Source organism: Actinomadura mexicana, from assembly GCF_900188105.1.
In the GTDB taxonomy this organism is placed as follows: Bacteria; Actinomycetota; Actinomycetes; order Streptosporangiales; family Streptosporangiaceae; genus Spirillospora; species Spirillospora mexicana.
The window spans coordinates 131,478-148,075 of record NZ_FZNP01000008.1 but is presented as its reverse complement, the minus strand read 5'-3'; the positions used below and the strand labels follow the sequence as shown (position 1 = coordinate 148,075).

Below are 16,598 nucleotides of genomic sequence, written 5' to 3'. Positions count from 1 at the left end.
TTCGGGAAATTCTCAGCCCTTCAACGCGCCCGCCATGAGGCCGCGCATGAAGAACCGTCCGAGGAGCAGGTAGACCAGGAGGGTCGGCAGGGACGCGAGGAGCGCCTCGGCCATCTGCTGGTTGTACTGGACGGCCACGGCCCCCGAACCGGCCGTGTTGTTCAGCATCACCGTGACCGGCCAGCTGTCGGGGGCGCCGAGGAACACCGCGAACAGGAAGTCGTTCCACATCGAGGTGAACTGCCAGATCAGCGTCACCGCGAACGCCGGCGCCGACACGGGAAGGACGACCGACCAGTAGGTGCGGAGCATCCCGGCGCCGTCGACGCGGGCCGCCTCGATCAGCTCGTCCGGAATCGTCACGTAGTAGTTCCGGAAGATCAGCGTGCAGATCGGGATGCCGTACACGACGTGGGCGAGGACGAGGCCGCGGATCGTGCCCACCAGCTGCATGTCGGTGAGCAGGCCGGCCAGCGGGATCATCACCGCCTGGTACGGGATGAACATGCCGAACAGGAACAGCGTGAAGACCACGTCCGCGCCCGGGAACCGCCACTTGGACAGCACGTAGCCGTTCAGCGAGCCGAGCACCGCCGAGATCAGCGACCCCGAGACGGCGATCTTGACGCTGTTCTCCAGGCCGGGCCGCAGCGCGTCCCACGCGGAGCTCCAGCCGGACGTGCTCCACTGGCCCGGCAGGTTCCACGCGCTGCTCGGGTCCGCCTCGTCCAGCGGCTTGAAGCTCGTGACCACCAGCACGTACACGGGGATCAGGAAGAGCAGGACGAACGCCAGCAGGACGACGAGCTTCACCGCCCGCCAGACGCCGGACGAACTCCCCGGCTCCGCCGTCGCGCCGCCTCCACCACCGCGCAGCCCGCCCGCCAGCCGGCGCCGCACCGGCGCCGGGGATGCCTCCACGCGCGTCATCGCGTCCGCTCCGAACGTACCGACCAGACCAGATAGGGGATCACCAGGACGGCCACCGCGACCAGCAGGTAGGTGGCGATCGTGGCGCCGTTCGCCGGGTCGTGCCGGTCGAAGATCTCGACGTAGGCGGCCACGGCCGGCACGTAGGTGATGATCTGCTTGCCCGCGATCGCCATGATCAGGTCGAACACCTTCAGCGAGATGTGCCCGAGGATGATCAGCGCGGACAGCGTCACCGGGCGGAGCTGGGGGAACACCACGTACCGGTACACCTTCCACTCGGACGCGCCGTCCACCCGCGCCGCCTCCCGCAGCTCCCCGGGGACGCCGCGGAACCCGGCGAGGTACAGCGCCATGACGTACCCGGACATCTGCCAGATCGCGGGCAGCGCCATGGCCGCCATGCCCCAGTCCGGGTCCTGCCACCAGCTGTTCGCCAGCGCGCCGAGGTGCAGCTTGTCGAACAGCTGGTTGAAGCCGACCGCGCGCTCCGGCGGCGCCGGGTTCATCAGCCAGCGCCACACGACGCCGCTGGCGATGAACGACACCGCCATGGGGAACAGGTAGATGACGCGGAAGGACGCCTCGCCCCTGATGCCCTTGTCCATCAGGAACGCCAGGAACGCGCCGAGCACCAGGGCGCCGATGACGAACGCCGCCGTGAACAGCAGCGCGTGCTTCACCGCGCCGGGCCAGCTGGGCTGGTCCCACAGGTCGACGAAGTTCCTGCCCTTGTCGAACCCGTACTCGGTGACCTCGTCGTGCTTGCCGCTCACCGCGACCCGCGTGTTCCAGAAGATGAGCCCGTAGACGAACAGGCCGATCGCGACGATGGACGGCGAGACCAGCAGCAGCCCGGGCAGCCACCTGCGGCTACGGGCCCATCTGGAACCGGGAGACCTCACTGGCCGCTGTTCTTGGCCGCGCTCACCAGCCCCTGCTGCAACTTGGCGACGTCCTTGTTCTGGAGGAAGAGGCCCACCGCCGTGTCGATGTCGGTGTGCTGCTTCTTGCTGGCGTTGACGCCGTGCCAGAACGAGCCCGCCAGCTTGATGCCGGGCTTGTTCCACTGCTCGAACGCGTACTGGAGGTAGCCCTTGTAGAGGCTCTTGTCGGCGTCCTTGCGGGCGGGGACGGATCCCTTCTTCGGGTTGAACAGGTCCTGCCCCTCCTTGCTGGACACCTCCTTCAGCCATGCGAGGGCGCCGCCGCGGTGGGGTGCGCCCTTGGGCAGCGTGAAGCTGTCCGACAGCCACATGTAGGTGCCGTCGGTGCCGGGGGAGGGCGCGTACTTGAAGTCGGTGTCGAGCTTCTTGCCGAGGCCGTTGGGCGCGCTGCCGACGAAGTACCCGTACGCCCAGTCGCCCATGATGTTGAACGCGGCCTTGCCGTCCACGACGGCCTTCGCGGCGCCCTGCCAGTCGGTGGACGCGGCCTCCAGCGTCGTGTACTTCATGATCTCGGCGTAGTCGGTCAGCGCCTTGGTGACGGCCGGGCTGCCCCAGTCGGCGCCCGGCTTCCACAGCGCGTTGTAGGCGTCGGTGCCGAGGTCGCCCAGCAGGACGTTCTCCAGCAGGTGGTCGGCCGTCCACTGCGCGCCGAGCGACAGCGGGACCTTCTTGGTCTTGTCCTTGACGGCCTTCAGCGCGGTGATGAAGTCGGCGATCGTCGCGGGCGGCCCCGCGATCCCGGCGTCCTTGAGGATGCCCGGGTTGTACCAGAGCATGTTCGACCGGTGGATGTTCACCGGCACCGAGTAGATCTTGCCCTTGTAGCTGATCTGGTCGAGGAGCTGCTGGGGATAGACCGACTTCAGGTTGTTGTCGCCGTAGAAGGAGTCCAGCGGCTCGATCTGCCCGGCCTTGATGTAGTCGAGCAGTTCGGCGCCCGCGTGGCCCTGGAAGGAGTCCGGCGGCTTGCGGTTCTGCAGCCGGCTCGCCAGGACGGCCTGGGCCTGGGTGCCGGACCCGCCGGCGATGGCCGCGTTGACGAACTTGGTGCCGGAGTTCTTCTTCTCGAAGTCGGCCTGCATCGCGGCGAGCCCGTCCGCCTCGCCCGGACCGGTCCACCAGGAGAAGACCTCGACCTCGGATGTGTCGTTGGAGCCCTTGTCGTCGCTGCCGCCGCAGGCCGAGACGGTGAGCGCGGCCGTCATCGTCACGGCCGCGACCGCCGTCCAGCGGCGCCGGGGAGCACGTACTCGCATCGTCCGTCCCTTCGGTTACACCGAAGAACAAGCGTCTGCTTGGACGGACGGACGGTCAACACCGGACGCCGAATAGTGATCTTTCAGTGATGCGGGACACACGCGGCCGGCCGCGCCCGGGACACACGCGGCCGGGCGCGGCTACCAGCCGAGGGCGGGCGGCAGGCCGAGGCGGCCCGTGTCCGGCCAGTCGAGCGGCGTGCCGAGCGGCGCCAGTTCGGCTATCTGGAGCCGGTACCAGGGGGAGGACTCGGGCTTTCCGGTCAGCTCCAGGCAGCGCTCCCACGTCCACCACTCGGCCCGCTCGACCTCCTCGGGATTCGGGTGGACGGCCGAGCCCGCGGGGACGACGGCGCGCACGACCGGGCATCGCTCGTGCTCGACCGTCCCGTCCTCGGCCACCGCCCGGTAGTGGAACCGGGGCAGGACGGGGGTGAGTGTCGCGTCCTGGATGTCCAGCTCGTCCCGCAATCGCCGGAGCACGGCGTCGCGGAGCTTCTCGCCGGGGCCCGGATGGCCGCAGCAGCTGCCCGTCCAGACGCCGGGGAAGGTCCGCTTGCCGAGGGCGCGCTGAGTGATCAGAACACGACCCTCCGTGTCCGTCACATAGCAGGAGAAGGCCAGGTGGTACGGCGTGTCTCTATGGTGGCTGGCGCTCTTGGGCGCGGTTCCGACGGCCTCGTCGTCCGCGTTGAGCAGCACGATCTCTTCGACGCCCATGCTCTTTTCCTACCTCATCCCTCGCACCGGGGTCAGTCTTTTCACACCCCCCGGGCGGGTGGTCTGCGGCGCGTCGCGGGCGAACCGGGATTAAACTCAGAACGGCCCGAGCCAGGGGAGACCGAATCCCCGACGGAGGAGTTGAAACGAGTGAGCTTGCTGGAGTCGATCACAGGTCCCGGCGACCTCAAACGACTGGACGCCGCTCAGCTGTCTCGGCTCGCGGAGGAGATCCGCGAGTTCCTCGTCCAGGCGGTCTCCAGGACCGGCGGGCACCTGGGGCCCAACCTGGGAGCCGTCGAGCTGACGATCGCGCTGCACCGCGTCTTCGACTCGCCGCACGACAAGATCCTCTTCGACACGGGCCATCAGGCCTACGTGCACAAGGTGCTCACCGGCCGGCACGACTTCGAGCTGCTGCGCAAGCGCGGCGGCCTGTCGGGCTACCCGAGCCGCGCCGAGTCCGAGCACGACATCATCGAGAACTCGCACGCCTCGACCGCCCTGTCCTACGCCGACGGGTTCGCCAAGGCCTTCCAGCTGCGCGGCGAGGGCGACCGCGCCGTCGTCGCGGTCGTCGGTGACGGCGCGCTGACCGGCGGCATGTGCTGGGAGGCGCTGAACAACATCGCCGCCGGCGTCGACCGCCCCGTCATCATCGTCGTCAACGACAACGGCCGCTCGTACTCGCCGACGATCGGCGGCCTCGCCTCCCACCTGGCCGACCTGCGCGTCACCCAGGGCTACGAGAACGCGCTCGACCTGATCAAGAAGACGGTGCCGCGGGCGCCCGTGGTCGGCAACGTCGCCTACGAGGCGCTGCACGGCATCAAGAAGGGCCTCAAGGACGTCCTGCAGCCGCAGGCCATGTTCGAGGACCTCGGCATGAAGTACGTCGGCCCGATCGACGGCCACGACGAGGACGCCGTCGAGCGGGCGCTGCGCCGCGCCCGCGGGTTCGGCCGCCCGGTGATCGTGCACTGCATCACCACCAAGGGGCGCGGCTACGCCCCCGCCGAGAACGACACCGAGGACTGCATGCACGGCGGCGGCGCGTTCGACCCCGCCACCGGCAAGTTCGTCACCGGCAAGGGCGGCCCCGCCTGGACGAAGGTCTTCGGCGAGGAGATGGTGGCGATCGGGCGGGAGCGCCGCGACGTCGTCGGCATCACCGCCGCGATGCTCTACCCGGTCGGGCTCGCGCCGTTCGCCGAGGCGTTCCCCGACCGCATCTTCGACGTGGGCATCGCCGAGCAGCACGCGGTCACCTCCGCCACCGGGCTCGCGATGGGCGGCCTGCACCCGGTCGTGGCCGTGTACGCCACGTTCCTCAACCGCGCCTTCGACCAGGTCCTGATGGACACGGCGCTGCACCGCCAGCCCGTCACCTTCGCCCTGGACCGCTCCGGCGTGACCGGCGACGACGGCGCCAGCCACAACGGCATGTGGGACATGTCGATCCTGCAGCTCGTCCCGGGCATGCGCATCGCCGTCCCGCGCGACGGCGCCCGGCTCCGCGAGCTGCTGCGCGAGTGCGTGGCGGTCTCCGACGGCCCGACCGCGATCCGCTACCCCAAGGGCCCGGCGGCCGCCGACATCGAGGCGGTCGGCAAGGCCGGCGGCATGGACGTGCTGGCCCGCCACGACGGCTCCAACGGCACCCGCGTCCTCATGGTCGCGGCCGGTTCGATGGCGGCGCCCGCGGTCGAGGCGGCGGAGCTGATCGCCGCGCAGGGCATCGGTGTCACCGTCGTCGACCCCCGGTGGGTGAAGCCGCTCGACCCGGCGCTGCTCGACCTCGCCCGCGAGCACACCCTCGTCGCCGTCGCCGAGGACAACGGGCGCACCGGCGCCGTCGGCGACGCCGTGGCCCGGCTGCTGCGCGACGCCGGCGTCGACGCGCCCCTGCGCACCTTCGGCATCCCGCAGGAGTTCCTCGACCACGCGTCCCGGAGCCAGATCCTCACCGACATCGGGCTCACGCCGCAGGCGCTGGCACGCGACGTGACCGAGTCGGTGGCCCGCATCACGGCCGGCGCCGACGAGCCCGCCGCCTCCGAGGAGCGCTCCTAGGCGCCTTCCGCCGACAGCAGCCGCCACGCGTGGGTGATGGACGCGGCGGACGTGCCGAGCTCACGTCCGAAGTACGTCCATCGCCCGCGCAGGCACCAGGGGCGCCCCGCGCCGTCCTGGACGTAGACCTGGAGCGGGAAGCAGGCGTCGTGCGCGCGGATGACGCCCGCCGGGTCGACCGAGGGGGCGAGCCGGGGCGCGCCCTCGCACCGCACGCCCATGACGGACGTGCGCGGATCCTGGCGCAGGAGACCCCGCGTCAGGTCGTACACCAGTACGGAGACGTAGTCGGGCCCTAGCCACCTGAGGTCGGGGACCGTCTCGGGTGGGGGGAACCCGTGCAGTTCAGGACCGCCGGTCACACGCGCACCGTAGCGTCCGGGTCACCTTTCCGTCACTAGTTTCCCGGCGGGGAGTTCGAGGGGATCACGCGGGACCCCGGCAGGCGGACCGCATCGCCTCCCAGCGCGCGAGCTTGACGCGCTCCCCGCGGTCGAGGCGGCGTGCGAGGGCGATCTCGGCGGCGTCCAGGTTCAGCCAGTCGTCGTAGGTGACGACGGGCAGCCCGCGCGACTCCAGCAGCTCCTCGATGGTGCGCTCGGGCGCCGTCCCGGCGTCCGCGAGGTCCGCCAGGAGGTTGCGGACGGTCTCGGCGGCGTCGGACTTGTTGGTCCCGACGACGCCGGACGGGCCGCGCTTGATCCAGCCGGCGACGTACTCGCGGGGCACGAAGGCGCCGTCCGGGCCGACGATGCGGCCGCCCTCGTTCGGGACGACGAAGGAGCGCTCGTCGAACGGGACGCCCTCCAGCGGGACGCTCTGGTAGCCGACGGACCGCAGCACCATGCCGACCGGCAGCGTCTCGAACTCGCCGGTTCCGGTGACGCGGCCCGACTCGTCCAGGCGGGTCGTCTCCAGCCTGAGGCCCTCGACGCGGTCGGTGCCGAGGATCTCGACGGGGGCGCGCCAGAACCGGACGTCGATGTGGCGGGCGCTGCCGGCCGCGGGCTCGCCGGTCCAGGCACTCAGCGCCTTGATGTTGCCGCGGACGTGCCGGTCGCTCTCGGCCAGCTCGGCGCTCGCCGGGTCGAGCTCCATGTCCCGGGGGCTGACGTGGATGCTCGCGTCGGGCAGCTGGCCCAGCTCGCGCGCCTCCTTGGTGGTGAACTTCGCCTGCGCCGGCCCGCGCCGCCCGATCATGTGGATGCGCCGGACCCGGCTGCGCGACAGTACCTCGATCACCTGCTCGGGGACGTCGGTGGCGCGCAGCTCGGCGGCCGTCCTGGCGAGGATCCGCACGACGTCCACGGCGACGTTCCCGACGCCGACCACCGCGACCTCCTCGACCGACAGGTCGAACTCGTGGTCGGCGGCGTCGGGGTGGCCGCAGTACCAGTTGACGAAGTCGGTGGCGGCGATGCTGCCGGGCAGGTCCTCGCCGGGGATCCGCATGTGCCGGTCGACCATCGCGCCGGTGGAGTAGACGACGGCGTCGTAGCAGTCCAGCAGGTCGGCGCGGGTCACGTCGCGGCCGAGCTCGACGCACCCGAAGAACCGGACCGCCGGGTCCTCCAGTACCCGCTGCAGGTACCGGGCGATCGACTTGATCGAGGTGTGGTCGGGCGCGACGCCGTAGCGCACCAGCCCGTAGGGCGTCGGCAGCCGGTCGAAGACGTCCACCCGCACCTCGTCGCCGGCCTGCTTCACCAGGGCCTCGGCGGCGTAGATCCCCGCCGGGCCGGATCCGATCACCGCGACGCGCGCTGGAGGTGCCATGCGCGCCATTGTGCACACCCGTCGGTCAAAAGGACACCGTGAGCCCCGTCACGGCGGGGGAGTGTCAGGACTTGTGGGAGATCGGCTCCGCCCGCCGGCCCACCTTGCTGTTGCGGTACCCGTAGGCGGCGTAGACGACACCGCCGACGACCATCCAGACGAGGAATCGCAGCCAGGTCTCCACCGGCAGGTTGATCATCACCAGCAGGCAGGCCAGCACGGACAGGATCGGGACGACCGGCATCCAGGGCGTGCGGAACGCGCGCGGCAGCTCGGGGCGGGTGCGGCGCAGGATCACCACGGCGATCGAGACGACGAGGAACGCGAACAGCGTGCCGATGTTGACCAGCTCCGCCAGCTCGGCGAGCGGGATGAAGCCGGCGAGCACGGCGACGACCACGCCCATGATGATCGTCGAGCGGTAGGGGGTGCCGAAGCGCGGGTGGACGGCCGAGAGCCAGGGCGGCACCAGGCCGTCGCGGCCCATCGCGAAGAAGATGCGGCTCTGCCCGAGCAGCAGGATCAGCACGACGGTGGTGAGCCCGACGACCGCGCCGATGCTGATGATCGTGGCGAAGACGGGATGGCCGACGGCCTTGAAGGCGTCCGCGAGGGGCGCGGCGACGCTCAGCTCCGTGTACTTCTGCATGCCCGCCACGACGGTCGCCACGGCCGCGTACAGGACCGCGGTGATGACGAGGGAGCCGATCAGCCCGACCGGCAGGTCGCGCTGCGGGCGCCGCGCCTCCTCGGCCGCGGTCGCGACGATGTCGAAGCCGATGTAGGCGAAGAACACGATGGCGACGGCCGAGAAGACGCCGAGCCAGCCGTAGCTGACCGGCGCGCTGCCGAACAGGACCTGGATCAGCGGCGCCTTGAGGCCCTCCACGTCCGGCGTCGGCTTGGACGGCGGGATGTAGGGGTGGTAGTTGGCGCCCTTGACGAAGAACAGCCCGGCGAAGATCACCAGCAGCACGATGGCCACCTTGACCGAGACGACCACCGCGTTCACCCGGGAGGAGATCTTGACGCCGAGGACGAGCAGCGCGGTCACCGCCAGCACGAGGCAGATGGCGGGGACGTTCACCGTCCCGCCCTCGCCCGGCGGGGCGGCGAGCGCCGTCGGGATCGTGACCCCGGCGTCGTCGAGCAGCGAGGCGAGGTACCCCGACCAGCCGACCGACACCACGGCCGCGCCGAGTGCCATCTCCAGGATGAGGTCCCAGCCGATGATCCAGGCCGGGAACTCCCCGATCGTGGCGTAGGAGAAGGTGTAGGCCGACCCGGCGACCGGGACCGTGGAGGCGAACTCGGCGTAGCAGAGCGCGGCGAGGCCGCACACGACGGCGGCGAGGATGAACGACAGGGCGACCGCGGGACCGGCCTTGTCCTTGGCGACCTGGCCGGTGAGGACGAAGATGCCGGTCCCGATGATCACGCCGACCCCGAAGACCGTCAGGTCGAACGCCGACAGGTCACGGCGGAGCCGGTGCTCGGGCTCCTCGGTGTCCCTGATCGACTGCTCGACCGACTTCGTGCGCAGCACGTTCAATTTCGGCGCCCCTCCGCGTCCCGTGTCCGGCATACGACCGTCAGCCGTATGCCCATATGTGCGCGGGTTATGATCCGCCGAAACGCGCGCATGCCCGTGACGTAGGGGAACGCCAGAAAAGAGGCGTTCCGAAGGTGGTTCGGAACGCCCCCTCTCCGGACGGGCCCGGGTCAGGAGGGCAGGGAGGCGACCCCCGGCTCCAGGAAGCGGCCGCCCGCGGCCCGCTCGGCGACGCCGGACCTGTCCAGGTACGGGGTGATGCCGCCGAGGTGGAACGGCCAGCCGGCGCCGAGGATCATGCACAGGTCGATGTCCTGCGGGGCCGCGACGACGCCCTCGTCCAGCATGATCCGGATCTCGTCGGCGAGCGCGGCGAGCGCCCGGTCCAGGACCTGCTCCTCGGTGGAGGGGCTCGTCCCGCCGGAGAAGATCTCCACGACCTCGGGATCGAGGGTGAAGTCGGGCAGGTACACGCCGCTCTTGCCCGCCGCGACCATCTTGGCCAGGTTGTCCGACAGCGGGAACCGGTCCGGGAACGCCGCGTGCAGGGTCTCGTTGACGTGCAGCGCGATCGCCGGGCCGACCAGCCCCATCAGCACGAACGGCGGCATCGGCAGGCCGAGCGGGGCGGCGGCGCGCTCGGCGGCCTCGATCGGCGTGCCCTCGTCCACCGTCTTGACGATCTCGGCGAGCAGCCGCAGCAGCACGCGGTTGACGACGAACGCCGGGGCGTCCTTGACCAGGACGCACGACTTCTTCAGCGCCCTGCCCGCGGCGAACGCGGTGGCGAGGGCCGCGTCGTCGGTCCTCTCGCCCCGGACGATCTCCAGCAGCGGCAGCACCGCGACCGGGTTGAAGAAGTGGAAGCCGACCACCCGCTCGGGGTGCGCGAGCCCGGAGGCCATCTCGGTGACCGACAGCGAGGAGGTGTTGGTCGCGAGGACGCACTCGGCGGAGACGTACTCCTCGACCTCGGCGAACACCTTCTGCTTGACCGACATCTCCTCGAAGACGGCCTCGATGACGAAGTCGGCGTCGGCGAACGCGTCCTTGGTGAGCGAGCCGGTGACGAGCCCCTTGAGGCGGTTGGCCTTGTCGGGGGACAGCCGCCCCTTGCCCAGCAGCTTGTCGATCTCGCCGTGCGCGTAGCCGACGCCCTTGTCCAGGCGCTCCTGGTCGAGGTCGGTCAGCACGACCGGCACCTCCAGGCGCCGCGCGAACAGCAGGGCGAGCTGCGAGGCCATCAGTCCGGCGCCGACGACGCCGACCTTGGTGACCTTGCGGGCGAGCTCCTTGTCCGGGGCCCCGGCGGGCCGCTTGGCGCGCTTCTGGGTGAGGTCGAACGCGTACAGCCCGGCGTGCAGCTCGTCGCTCATGATGAGGCCGGCCAGGGCCTCGTCCTCGGCGGCGAAGCCCTCGTCGCGGGTGCGGTCCTTGGCGGCGCCGACCAGATCCAGCGCCCGCGTGTAGGACGGGGCCGCGCCGTGCAGCCTGCCCTCGACGTTCCAGCGGGCCATCGCGACGGCGTCGTCCCACGCCTTGCCCCTGTCGACCTCGGGGCGCCGGACGGTGATCTCGCCCCTGAGCACCCGGGCCGTCCAGGCGAGGGACTCCTCCAGGAAGTCGGCCGAGTCGAAGATCGCGTCGGCGATGCCCAGCTCGTAGGCCTGCGCGCCCTTGAGCATCCGGTTCTGGGCCATGGGGTTGTCGATGACGACCTTGAGCGCCTTCTCGGCGCCGATCAGGTTCGGCAGCAGGTAGGTGCCGCCCCAGCCGGGCACGAGGCCGAGGAACGCCTCGGGCAGCGCGAACGCCGGGACGCCGCGCGAGACCGTCCGGTAGTCGCAGTGCAGGCCGATCTCGACGCCGCCGCCCATCGCCGCGCCGTTGTAGTAGGCGAAGGACGGGACGCCGAGCTCGCCGAGGCGGCGGAACACGTCGTGGCCGAGCCTGCCGATGGCCGCGGCGTCCTCGCGCCGCCGGATCAGCGGGACGCCCTTGAGGTCGGCGCCCACGGCGAAGATGAACGGCTTGCCGGTGACGCCGACGGCCGCGATGTCCTCGCGCCCGGCGACCTCGTCGAGCGCGGCGTTCAGCTCGGCGAGGCCGCCCGGGCCGAACGTGTTGGGCTTGGTGTGGTCGAAGCCGTTGTCGAGCGTGATGAGCGCGAGCGTGCCCGCGCCGTAGGGCAGTGTCACGTCGCGTACGCGCGCGTGCGTGACGACCTCGTCCTTGAAGATGTCGGGGTTCACTTGGCGCCCTCCCAGTTCGCGTTCTCCCAGAGGACGGTTCCGCCCATGCCCATGCCGACGCACATCGTGGTCAGCCCGAACCGGACGTCCGTGCGCTCCTCGAATAGGCGGGACAGCTGGTTCATCAGCCGCACGCCGGACGAGGCGAGCGGGTGGCCGAGGGCGATCGCGCCGCCCCACGGGTTCACCCGCGCGTCGTCGTCGGCGATCTTGAAGTGCTCCAGGAACGCGAGCACCTGCACGGCGAAGGCCTCGTTGATCTCGATGAGGCCGATGTCGTCCATGGTCAGCGCGTTGCGGGCGAGGAGCTTCTCGGTCGCGGGGACCGGCCCGACGCCCATCACCTCCGGCTCGACGCCGGCGAAGGCGAAGTCGACGAGCCGCATCCGCGGCGCGAGGCCGAGCTCGCGCGCGACGTCCTCGGCCGCGAGCAGGCAGGCGGTGGCGCCGTCGTTGAGGCCCGCGGCGTTGCCCGCCGTGACGTTGCCGTGCACGCGGAACGGGGTCTTCAGCGCGGCAAGGCTCTCCACCGTCGTGCCAGGCCGCGGCGGCTCGTCCTCGGTGGCCAGGCCCCAGCCCCGCTCGGCGGAGCGGACCGCGGTCGGCACCAGGTCGGGCTGGATCCTCCCGGCCGCGTACGCCTCGGCGACCTTCCGCTGGCTGCGCACGGCGTAGGCGTCCGCGCGCTCCTTGGTGATGCCGGGGAACCGGTCGTGCAGGTTCTCCGCGGTCGAGCCCATGACCAGGGCGGACGGGTCGACCAGCCTGTCGGCGAGGAACCGCGGGTTCGGGTCGACGCCCTCGCCCATCGGGTGCCGGCCCATGTGCTCGACGCCGCCCGCGATGGCGACGTCGTAGGAGCCGAACGCGATGCCGGCGCCGGTGGTGGTGACGGCGGTCATGGCCCCCGCGCACATCCGGTCGACGGCGAAGCCGGGGACGCTCTTCGGCAGCCCGGCCAGCACGGCGGCGGACCGCCCGATGGTCAGGCCCTGGTCCCCGATCTGGGTGGTGGCGGCGACGGCGACCTCGTCCACCCGCTCTGGCGGGAGGGACGGGTTGCGGCGCATCAGCTCCCGGATCGCGCGGACGACCATGTCGTCTGCGCGCGTCTGCGCGTACAGCCCCTTCGGGCCGGCCTTGCCGAACGGCGTGCGGACGCCGTCGACGAACACGACGTCGCGTGCGGTGCGAGGCACGGGTCGTCCTCCCTGGGATGGGCTCGGGTGAAGGTGTCGAGCCCCGTGCCGCCCCTGCCGGCGGCACGAGTACCCGCACCAGCGATGCTACTCGCTGGTAACCCATAATGCTACTCGTCAGTAACCACTGACGCGCCACTCTCCGTCCCGATGCCCGCCGACAGCGGGCCTGACGCCCTTGTCCGGTTCATGACTGATGGGTAACGTGACCGGAAATCACCGGAGGAGGGCGCGGTGACGCACGCAAGGCCCGCTTACCGGCCGGGGATGCGCCGGCGGATCGGGCACATCCGCGACCTCGCCGCCCTCCTGCTCCGCACCGGCCTGCTGTTCTCCGGCGGCCCCCGCCGGCTGGTCCGCCAGATCGGCACGCTGCGCCGCTGGGGCACCACGCTCGCCGGACTGGTCGCCTCCGCCGCCGCCCGCTCCCCGTCCCGCACCGCCCTGATCGACGACGAGGGCGAGCTGACGTTCGGCGAGCTGGACGAGCGCGCCGCCCGCCTCGCCACCGGGCTGCCCCTGCACGGCCCCCGCCCGCGCGTCGGCGTCCTGTGCCGCAACCACCGCGGCATGGCCCTGACCCTCGTCGCCTGCTCCCGGCGGGGCGCCGAGGTCGTGCTGCTCAACACGGGCTTCGGAACGGGCCAGATCCGCGCCGTACTCGGCGAGCTGCGCCCCACCCTGCTCGTCGCGGACGCCGAGTTCGCGCCGCTGCTGGCGAACGTCCCGATCGCGCTGCGCCGGACCGTGGTGTGGGCCGATCACCGGCCGCCCGCCGCCGCCCCGCTGTCGGCCCCCGTCCCCGCCGCGACGCTGCCTCCGCCCCGCACCGCCCCGGAAACCGTCCTCACCGCCCCGGGGCCGAGCATCGAGGAGATCATCCGATCGGCGCCGGCCGCCGCCGCCGCGCCCCCGCAGATCCAGAGCCGGACGATCATGCTGAGCTCGGGCACCACCGGCCGTCCGAAGGGCGCCCGCCGCCCGCCCCGTCCCGGCCTGTGGCCGCTGGCCTCGATGACGTCCCGGATCCCGCTGCGCGCCCGGCAGACCATGATCGTCGAAGCGCCGCTGTTCCACACCTGGGGCTACGCCGCGCTGCAGATGGCGTGGGCGCTGCGGGCGCCGATCGTCCTGCACCGCCGGTTCGACCCCGAGCGGACGCTGCGGGCCGTCGCCTCCCACCGCGACACCACCCTGTTCGCCGTCCCGGTCATGCTCCAGCGGATTCTGGAACTGGCCCCCGAACGCCGCGAGCGGTACGACACGTCCTCCCTGCGGATCGCGGCGCTGAGCGGCGCCGCGCTGCCCGGCGACCTCGCCACCCGGTTCATGGACGCGTTCGGCGACCGGCTCTACAACGTCTACGGCACCACCGAGGCGTCCTGGGTGTCCATCGCGACCCCGCGCGACCTGCGGCTCGATCCGCGCACCGCCGGACGCCCGCCGCGCAACACCGCCCTGGCGATCCTCGACGAGGAGGGCCGCCGCCTCGGCCGCTCCACCCGCGGGCAGATCTTCGCGGCGAACGAGCTGCTGTTCGAGGGCTACACCGGCGGCGAGCCGATGGAGGTCCGCGACGGCCTGCTCGCCACCGGCGACCTCGGCCACATCGATCACCGCGGCCTGCTGTTCGTGGACGGCCGCAGCGACGGCATGGTCGTGTCCGGCGGCGAGAACATCGTCCCCTGCGACGTCGAGGAGGCCCTGCTGCGGATGCCGGAGATCCACGAGGTCGCGGTCACCGGCGTGCCCGACCCCGAATGGGGGCAGCGCCTCGCCGCGTACGTCGTCCTGCGGCCCGGTGCCCGGCTCGACGCCGACGCCGTCCGCGCCTACGTGCACGCCCAGGTCGCCCGCTACGCGGTGCCCCGCGACGTGCACTTCATCCCCGAGCTGCCGCGCAACGCGACCGGCAAGGTCGTGCACCGCTGGCTGACCGCCCGCCCCGACCGGCCCGAGCCCGAGGGCCGCGTCCCGTGGCCGCAGCCGCCGCCCTGGCCCCTCGGCGCGCAGCCGGCCGGCTAGGCGGTGAGCGCGGGCTCGGCGGCCACCGGCAGCCGGACCGTGATCGACAGTCCGCCGTCCGGCCGCGGGACGGTGTCGATCGCGCCGCCGTGCGCCGCGACGACGGCCCGCACGATCGACAGGCCGAGTCCCGCGCCGTCCCTGGACCCCGTCCGGTCCGCGCGCAGCCGCCGGAACGGCTCGAAGATCGTCGCGACCTCGTAGGACGGGACGGGCCGCCCGGTGTTGACCACCTGCAGGAACGCCTCGCCGTCCCGGACCCCCGTGCGCACCCAGACCCGGCCGTCCCCCACGTTGTACTTCACGGCGTTCTCCAGCAGGTTCACGGCGCACCGCTCCAGCAGCACCGGGTCACCGGTCACGGCGGCCGGGCCGAGCCGCGCCTCGACGTCCACGCCCGCCTCCTCCACCTGCCCGTCGAGCTGGTCGAGCGCGCTGCGCACCACGTCCCGCAGCGGCGTGCCGGCCCGCGTGGCCGGCTCCCTCTCGGACCTGGCGAGCAGCAGGAGCCCCTCGATGAGCCGCTCATGGCGTGCGGTGTTGCCGAGCAGGACGTCCGCGAGCGCCCTCGTCTCCGGCGGGCTCCTGCGGCTCGCGAGCGCGACCTCCAGCACCGTCCGGTTGATGGTCAGCGGCGTGCGCAGCTCGTGCGAGGCGTTCGCGACGAACCGGCGCTGGGCGTCGAACGCGCGGTTCAGCCGGTCCAGCATCCGGTCGAAGGTGTCGGCCAGGTCCTTGATCTCGTCCTGCGGGCCGTCCAGCGCGATCCGCTCGTGCAGGTTGCTCTCCGACAGCCGCCGCGCCGTCGCGGTCACCGTGTGCAGCGGCCGCAGCATCCGCCCCGCCACCACGTACCCGATCACCACGGCCAGGACGCCGAGGACCAGCATCGTCACCAGGGAGCTCTGCAGCAGCTGCGCCAGGACGTCGTGCTTCTGCCGCGCCAGCTCCCGGTCGGCGTCGGCCTTCAGCCTCACCAGCCGGCTGACGTCCCCGTCGACGGCCAGCGCCCGCAACCGGGTGATCGTCGTCGCGTCCACGTTCTGGCGCGAGGTGAACCGGTCGTCCATCGTCCTGACCGTCAGCAGGTACGTCACCGCGACCAGCGCCGCCGACGTGACGAGGAACAGCGACCCGTACACGAGCGTGAGCCGCGTCCTGACGCTCAGCCTCTTCACCATGCCTCCAGCCGGTACCCGGACCCGGTCACCGTCTCGATCACCGGCGGCTGCCCGAGCTTGCGCCGCAGCGTCGCCATCGTGACCCGGACGATGTTGCTGAACGGGTCGATGTTCTCGTCCCACGCCCGCTCCAGCAGGCGCTCGGCGCTCACCACGCCGCCCTCCGCCCGCAGCAGCTCCTCCAGCACGGCGAACTCCTTGTTGGTGAGCCGCAGCTCCCGCCCGTCCCGCGCCGCCCTGCGCCGGTACGGGTCGAGCCGGATGCCCCGCCCCTCGAGGACGGGCGGCACCGGCGGCCCCGACCTGCGCGCCAGCGCCCGCACCCGCGCCACCAGCTCGCCGAACACGAACGGCTTGGGCAGGTAGTCGTCGGCGCCCAGCGTCAGCCCGTCCACGCGGTCGTCGACGTCACCGGCCGCGGTCAGCATCAGGATCCGCACGGGACTCCGCCGCCCCACCAGCTCCCGGCACACGTCGTCCCCGTGGACGGTCGGCAGGTCGCGGTCGAGGACCACCACGTCGTACTCGTTGTAGGAGGCCCGCTCCAGAGCGTCGTCGCCGTCGTACACCACGTCCACGGCCATCGCCTCGTCCCGCAGTCCCTCGGCGATCGTGTCCGCGAGCACCCGCTCGTCCTCAACGATCAGTACACGCATGCCGCCGAGCATGACGCGCAGGGGGTTA

The 16,598-nt window shown here is 71.8% G+C and carries 13 protein-coding genes; 2 read left to right on the top strand and 11 right to left on the bottom strand.

Annotation, left to right across the window (positions count from 1 at the left end; translation table 11 throughout):
* Positions 1–12 precede the first annotated feature (12 nt).
* From CHC11_RS21635 to idi, 4 genes are all read right to left on the bottom strand, one after another.
* Positions 13–930, bottom strand: coding sequence for a carbohydrate ABC transporter permease (locus CHC11_RS21635; RefSeq protein ID WP_089313593.1), 918 nt, complete (start codon positions 928–930; stop codon positions 13–15).
* The gene (locus CHC11_RS21630; RefSeq protein ID WP_245919551.1) at positions 927–1,835 is read right to left on the bottom strand and encodes a carbohydrate ABC transporter permease; all 909 of its coding nucleotides are present in this window, start codon (positions 1,833–1,835) and stop codon (positions 927–929) included. Before CHC11_RS21630 ends, CHC11_RS21635 begins: the two co-directional genes overlap by 4 nt.
* Positions 1,832–3,136 (bottom strand): ABC transporter substrate-binding protein, encoded by a 1,305-nt coding sequence (locus CHC11_RS21625; protein WP_089313592.1) that lies wholly within the window; start codon positions 3,134–3,136, stop codon positions 1,832–1,834. Before CHC11_RS21625 ends, CHC11_RS21630 begins: the two co-directional genes overlap by 4 nt.
* A 141-nt stretch (positions 3,137–3,277) precedes the next feature.
* Positions 3,278–3,856, bottom strand: a complete 579-nt coding sequence (gene idi / locus CHC11_RS21620) for an isopentenyl-diphosphate Delta-isomerase (RefSeq protein WP_089313591.1) — start codon at positions 3,854–3,856, stop codon at positions 3,278–3,280.
* A gap of 150 nt (positions 3,857–4,006) precedes the next feature.
* Here idi and dxs point away from each other — a divergent pair, with 150 nt between their 5' ends.
* A complete protein-coding gene (dxs, locus tag CHC11_RS21615) occupies positions 4,007–5,929 on the top strand; it encodes a 1-deoxy-D-xylulose-5-phosphate synthase (protein ID WP_089313590.1) in 1,923 nt (640 codons plus the stop codon).
* Here dxs and CHC11_RS21610 read toward each other — a convergent pair.
* The 5 genes from CHC11_RS21610 to CHC11_RS21590 form a co-directional block, all read right to left on the bottom strand.
* Positions 5,926–6,291 (bottom strand): hypothetical protein, encoded by a 366-nt coding sequence (locus CHC11_RS21610; RefSeq protein WP_089313589.1) that lies wholly within the window; start codon positions 6,289–6,291, stop codon positions 5,926–5,928. The genes dxs and CHC11_RS21610 overlap by 4 nt on opposite strands.
* Before the next feature lie 64 nt (positions 6,292–6,355).
* Positions 6,356–7,705, bottom strand: a complete 1,350-nt coding sequence (locus CHC11_RS21605) for an FAD-dependent oxidoreductase (protein ID WP_089313829.1) — start codon at positions 7,703–7,705, stop codon at positions 6,356–6,358.
* 64 nt (positions 7,706–7,769) lie between these two features.
* Positions 7,770–9,251, bottom strand: coding sequence for an amino acid permease (locus CHC11_RS21600; RefSeq protein WP_425427334.1), 1,482 nt, complete (start codon positions 9,249–9,251; stop codon positions 7,770–7,772).
* A gap of 176 nt (positions 9,252–9,427) precedes the next feature.
* Positions 9,428–11,509 carry a 3-hydroxyacyl-CoA dehydrogenase NAD-binding domain-containing protein gene (locus CHC11_RS21595; protein WP_245919549.1) on the bottom strand — a complete coding sequence of 694 codons (2,082 nt, stop codon included), beginning with the start codon at positions 11,507–11,509 and terminating at the stop codon, positions 9,428–9,430.
* Positions 11,506–12,708, bottom strand: coding sequence for a thiolase family protein (locus tag CHC11_RS21590; protein ID WP_089313587.1), 1,203 nt, complete (start codon positions 12,706–12,708; stop codon positions 11,506–11,508). Before CHC11_RS21590 ends, CHC11_RS21595 begins: the two co-directional genes overlap by 4 nt.
* 234 nt (positions 12,709–12,942) lie before the next feature.
* Here CHC11_RS21590 and CHC11_RS21585 point away from each other — a divergent pair, with 234 nt between their 5' ends.
* Positions 12,943–14,733, top strand: coding sequence for an AMP-binding protein (locus CHC11_RS21585; protein ID WP_342750000.1), 1,791 nt, complete (start codon positions 12,943–12,945; stop codon positions 14,731–14,733).
* Here CHC11_RS21585 and CHC11_RS21580 read toward each other — a convergent pair.
* Both CHC11_RS21580 and CHC11_RS21575 read right to left on the bottom strand, forming a co-directional pair.
* Positions 14,730–15,914 carry a sensor histidine kinase gene (locus tag CHC11_RS21580; RefSeq protein ID WP_245919547.1) on the bottom strand — a complete coding sequence of 395 codons (1,185 nt, stop codon included), beginning with the start codon at positions 15,912–15,914 and terminating at the stop codon, positions 14,730–14,732. The two genes, CHC11_RS21585 and CHC11_RS21580, sit on opposite strands and share 4 nt — an antisense overlap.
* Entirely contained in the window at positions 15,908–16,570 is a 663-nt protein-coding gene (locus CHC11_RS21575; protein ID WP_089313826.1) for a response regulator transcription factor, read from the bottom strand. Before CHC11_RS21575 ends, CHC11_RS21580 begins: the two co-directional genes overlap by 7 nt.
* Positions 16,571–16,598 lie beyond the last annotated feature (28 nt).

Coding starts and splice junctions, on each gene's coding strand:
- CHC11_RS21635 (WP_089313593.1), bottom strand. CDS start 930: ATGACGCGCGTGGAGGCATCCCCGGCGCCGGTGCGGCGCCGGCTGGCG.
- CHC11_RS21625 (WP_089313592.1), bottom strand. CDS start 3,136: ATGCGAGTACGTGCTCCCCGGCGCCGCTGGACGGCGGTCGCGGCCGTG.
- idi (WP_089313591.1), bottom strand. CDS start 3,856: ATGGGCGTCGAAGAGATCGTGCTGCTCAACGCGGACGACGAGGCCGTC.
- CHC11_RS21605 (WP_089313829.1), bottom strand. CDS start 7,705: ATGGCACCTCCAGCGCGCGTCGCGGTGATCGGATCCGGCCCGGCGGGG.
- CHC11_RS21580 (WP_245919547.1), bottom strand. CDS start 15,914: ATGGTGAAGAGGCTGAGCGTCAGGACGCGGCTCACGCTCGTGTACGGG.
- CHC11_RS21575 (WP_089313826.1), bottom strand. CDS start 16,570: ATGCGTGTACTGATCGTTGAGGACGAGCGGGTGCTCGCGGACACGATC.